This is a genomic window from uncultured Abyssibacter sp. (assembly GCF_964000955.1).
In the GTDB taxonomy this organism is placed as follows: Bacteria; Pseudomonadota; Gammaproteobacteria; order Nevskiales; family OUC007; genus Abyssibacter.
The window spans coordinates 1-4728 of sequence record NZ_CAXFCL010000093.1 but is presented as its reverse complement, the minus strand read 5'-3'; the positions used below and the strand labels follow the sequence as shown (position 1 = coordinate 4728).

The following is a 4728-nucleotide window of genomic DNA, read 5'->3' as shown; positions in this document are numbered from 1 at the left end:
GTGCGGCTGGTGCTGGTGCACGGTGCCCGCCCGCAGATCGAATCCCGCCTCGAACACGACGCCTGCCCCTGCGATGTCGTCCAGGGCCTGCGCATCACCACGCCGGCCGCGATGGGCAGCGTGACCGCCGCGGTGGGCGCGGTGCGCATGGAACTGGAGGCATTGCTGTCCACCGGGGTCGCGAGTTCTCCCATGGGCGGCGCGCGGCTGGAGGTCACCGGCGGCAACTGGGTGGTCGCACGGCCGGTTGGCGTCCGTCACGGCGTGGATTTCCAGCTGACCGGCGAGGTCCGTCGCATCAACGTCGACCCGATCCAGGCGGCGCTGAATCGCGGCGCTATCGTGCTGCTGTCTCCGGCCGGCTATTCGCCCACGGGCGAGACCTTCAATCTGCTCGCCGAGGAGGTCGCGCTCAAGGCCGCCGTGGCGCTGCGCGCCGACAAGCTGGTGTACCTGCATCCGGAACCGTCCGCCGCGACGCCGAACCAGTGGTCGCTGACCACGGCCCGCGAACAGCTGGCGCAGACGCCGGACGACGCGCTGTTCCGCGCCGCCGTCGAGGCCGCCGAAGCCGGCGTGCCGCGGGTTCACGTGGTGAGCGCGATGTCCGACGGTGCGCTGCTGACCGAGCTGTACACCCGCGACGGCATCGGCAGGATGATCGCCAGCGACGGCTACGACGCCGCGCGACCGGCACGCATCGACGATGTCGGCGGCATCCTGCAACTCATCGAACCGCTGGAACGCAAGGGCGTGCTGGTGCCGCGTTCCCGCGAGCAGCTGGAACTGGATATCGACCGCTTTCTGGTCATGACCCGGGATGCCATGGTCATCGGCTGCTGCGCGCTGATGCCGTACCCGGACGAACAGATCGGCGAGATCGCCTGCATCGTCGTCCACCCCGACTACCAGCGCGAAGGCCGGGCCGACGCGCTGCTGCGTCAGGCCGAAGCGCGGGCGCGAGCCGAGGGGCTGACACGCGTCATGGCACTGACGACGCACACGCCGCACTGGTTCGTCGAACGCGGTTTCAAGCAGGCTGACGTCAACTCGCTGCCGGTGGAAAAACGCGCGCTCTACAACCTTCAGCGCAACTCGCAGGTGTTCATCAAGACGCTGTAGGTCCCCCCGTCCCGCCAAGCGGCGTCTTTCCCGGCTGTGCGATCACCGCGGTAAAGCCGATCTTGTCCTGCACCGCCTGCCGGTTGGCGTCCCAGAACACCTGGAAGAATCCCAGCAGCCCGGTGGCGAGACCCGCCGCATAACCGCCGTAGCGCAGAAACGCTCCCCAGTACCGCAGCGGCCGACCGCTCAGATGGACCACGCGAATGCCCAGCAGGCGCTTGCCGGGCGTGGCCCCGTTCCACCAGACGGGGAACACGGTGAAGTAGAGCGCACCCCAACCGAGCCCGAGGCCCAGGTCGGAGGCGAGGGTCTTGATCGTGTCCAGCATGCTGAAGCGCCGTGGCCCGGCCACGGCCGGCTCCGCAACGGGCTCGTCCACCGGCATCTCCGATGGGTCGGCCGCCGCGACACCGGATGCCGCGGCGGCCAGCAGGGCCTCGCGTTCCGTCGGGTGCTCGTCAGCGAAATCCGCGACTGCCCCAAGAATGTCGTCCTCCGCGAGTCCGTGCTCCGTCGCCGCCTCCGCGAAGCCTTGCGCAGCCTCCAGACGACACGCCGCATCGTCGCAGAGCGACAGCGCTCCGAAACTCATCGCCGTAGCCATGCCCTCGAAGAAACCTTCGCCGTCCTCGGCCGGTACCGAATCGTTGGCATACCGGTCCCATAGCGGTTGGAGCACGAGGCCGGCGACGACGAACACGCAGAGCGAGGCAAACACGACACCCGCCTTGTGCAGCCAGCGCGACCAGCGGCGCTCCAGCTTCCAGCGATGGCCCAGCACGTAGATCAACGCCGCGATACCGATCGCCAGCAGATAGCCGCCCTGGTTCGCGAGAATCGCGACCATCAGACCATCGATGCCAAAGGCGACGGCCCGGCGCCACGGCCGGGCGAGCGGTGTTCCGATCAAATCCGGCGCGACCCGGAACGCATCCGGCGTAACAATGGACCGATCATCACGCGACGCGATGTGCCCACTATCCGATTCCGCTCCCATTAAAACCATTTCCCCGATCGACCCCATGACGACGCGCAAACCATAACCCGCGCGGGCAACCTGGCAAGCTTCCCAGCCGCTTGCGTTCTTGCCCCAACCCTGTACAACCGGCGTCGCAATCCACAGGCCGTTTCCGCCCACATGAGCAACCCCATCGATCACAACGCGGCATGGGCCCGCCGCGATCTCGAGCGCGTCTGGCACCCCTGTACCCAGATGAAGGATCACGAGGCCCTGCCGCCGCTGCCGATCCGCTCGGCACGGGGCGTCTGGCTGGAGGACTTCAACGGTCAGCGCTACATCGACGCGGTCAGTTCCTGGTGGGTGAACCTGTTCGGTCACAGCAATCCGGTGATCACCGCGGCGCTGAAGGATCAGCTCGACACGCTGGATCACATCATGCTCGCGGGCATGACCCACGGCCCGGCGGTGGAACTGGCCGAGGCGCTGACGCGACTGGCACCCGATCCGCTGACGCGCTGCTTTTACGCCGACAACGGCTCGGCGGCCGTCGAGGCCGCGCTGAAAATGAGCTTTCACTACTGGCTCAACCGCGGTGAAACCCGCCCGCGTTTCATCTCGCTGTCGAACAGCTACCACGGCGAAACCCTGGGCGCGCTGGCGGTGGGGGATGTCCCGCTCTACAAGTCCACCTACGGACCACTGCTGCTGGACAACATCGTCGTGCCCGGGCCGGACTGCTTTGGGCGTCCGGAGGGCGTGAGCTGGCGGGAGCATTCCGAAGCGGCATTCGCTGCCATGGAGGAGACGCTGGAGCGGCATGCGCACGAAGTCTCGGCCGTGATCGTCGAGCCACTGGTGCAATGCGCCGGGTCGATGCGCATGTACGATCCCGTCTACCTGACGCGGCTGCGTGAGGCCTGCGATCGCCACAACGTGCACCTGATCGCCGACGAAATCGCGGTGGGCTTCGGTCGTACCGGCAGCCTGTTCGCCTGCGAGCAGGCCGGCATCGCGCCCGATTTCATGTGTCTGTCCAAGGGCATTACAGGCGGCACGCTGCCGCTGTCCGTGGTGCTGACGTCCGAGACGGTCTACCAGGCGTTCTACGACGACTACGTGAACATGCGCGCGTTTCTGCACTCGCACAGCTACACCGGCAATGCCCTGGCCTGCCGGGCCGCGCTGGCGACGCTGTCGATCTTCGAATCACGCGACGTACTGGCCGAGGTGCGCGCCAAGGGTGCTGCGATGGAGGCCGCCGCGGCGGAACTGCTGGATCACCCGAACGTCGGCGACATCCGCCGCCACGGCATGATCATGGCGATCGAACTCGTCCGCGACCGCGACACGCTGGAACCCTTCGACTGGCGCGAGCGCCGTGGCCGTCGCATCCACAAGTACGCGCTGACGCAGGACGTGTTACTCCGGCCGCTGGGCGATGTGGTCTATTTCATGCCGCCCTATGTGATCAACGACGACGAAATCGCCCGCATGGTCGGCGCCGCCATTCGCGGCATCGACATCGCGGTGCGGGACTGAACCCGGTGCGCATATCCCGCTTCTTCGTCGACCATCCGCTGGCGCAGGATCTGCGTTTCGAGTTACCGGATGACGTTGCCCATCATCTGGTGCGGGTGCTCCGCTCCCCGGCCGGCACGCGCCTGCGGCTGTTCAACATGGACGGCGTTGAATTCGAGGCGACGCTTTGCGAGGTGGCCAAGCGGTCCGCCAGCGTGATCTGCAAAGCGCCGGTCGAGACCGCGCCGGAGTCCCCGATCCGCACCACGCTGTACCAGGCGCTGAGCAAGGGCGAGCGCATGGACTACGCCATCCAGAAGTCCACGGAACTGGGGGTCTCCCGCATTCAACTACTGAATACGCAGCGGGTGGACGTGCGCCTGGGCGGTGACCGCCTCGAAAAACGCATGCAGCACTGGCGGCGCGTGGCCATCGCCGCGGCCGAACAATGCGGCCGCGCCTCGGTCCCGGAGCTGCTGCCGCCGGTCGACTGGCCGGTCCCGGCGCCTCACCCGGGTGCATCACTGATCCTGGACCCGGATGCGCGTAACGGTCTGGGCACGATCGCCGCGGCCGAGGATTTCGCCATCGCCGTCGGACCCGAGGGCGGGTTCGGCGAAAACGAAGTCCATCAGGGACTGGACCAGGGATGGACAGGCATCCGGTTCGGCCCACGCATCCTGCGCACGGAAACCGCCGGCCCGGCGATGCTGGCGGCCTTGCAGAGCCGCTGGGGGGATCTCCAGGGAGCCCTGATCTAGCTGAGAAACGCCGGCAGTTCGGTGGCGTCCAGCGAGCCCGCCTCCACACGCACCAGCGCGCTGGCGATCTTCGACTCGATGCGATCCAGGTTGGGAATCAGCGCGACGTTGGTGCCGATGCGCACGCGGCAAGCGGTGTTGTCCCGTTCCGGCAGGTCGTCCGACCAGTCCTGCTGCAACGCGCGTTCGTTGACGGTCACCAGATGCGGATAGCCCTGCGCGACCATCACGTACTGACCGGCCATGACCTGGTCGGTCACCGTGTTGACGACCAGCAGCCGAGCGCGCGGCATGCGTTCGGGAATCGGCAGCCCGAGCAGCCCCTCGACGGCGACCAGTGGCAGGCGCCGGTCGCGCCAGTCG

Annotated in this window: 5 protein-coding genes; 3 read left to right on the top strand and 2 right to left on the bottom strand. The window is 67.4% G+C overall.

What is annotated here, in order from left to right:
* A partial coding sequence (gene argA, locus ABNS06_RS04310) for an amino-acid N-acetyltransferase (RefSeq protein WP_348672784.1) occupies positions 1-1122 on the top strand: 1122 nt, incomplete at its 5' end.
* Here argA and ABNS06_RS04305 read toward each other — a convergent pair.
* The gene (locus ABNS06_RS04305) at positions 1109-2122 is read right to left on the bottom strand and encodes an RDD family protein (RefSeq protein ID WP_348672783.1); all 1014 of its coding nucleotides are present in this window, start codon (positions 2120-2122) and stop codon (positions 1109-1111) included. The genes argA and ABNS06_RS04305 overlap by 14 nt on opposite strands.
* Positions 2123-2263: 141 nt before the next feature.
* Here ABNS06_RS04305 and ABNS06_RS04300 point away from each other — a divergent pair, with 141 nt between their 5' ends.
* Positions 2264-3625, top strand: a complete 1362-nt coding sequence (locus tag ABNS06_RS04300) for an adenosylmethionine--8-amino-7-oxononanoate transaminase (RefSeq protein ID WP_348672782.1) — start codon at positions 2264-2266, stop codon at positions 3623-3625.
* A 5-nt stretch (positions 3626-3630) separates the two neighbouring features.
* Entirely contained in the window at positions 3631-4365 is a 735-nt protein-coding gene (locus ABNS06_RS04295; RefSeq protein ID WP_348672781.1) for a 16S rRNA (uracil(1498)-N(3))-methyltransferase, read from the top strand.
* Here ABNS06_RS04295 and ABNS06_RS04290 read toward each other — a convergent pair.
* Positions 4362-4728: hypothetical protein (locus ABNS06_RS04290; protein ID WP_348672780.1), on the bottom strand; the 367-nt coding region annotated here is incomplete at its 5' end. The genes ABNS06_RS04295 and ABNS06_RS04290 overlap by 4 nt on opposite strands.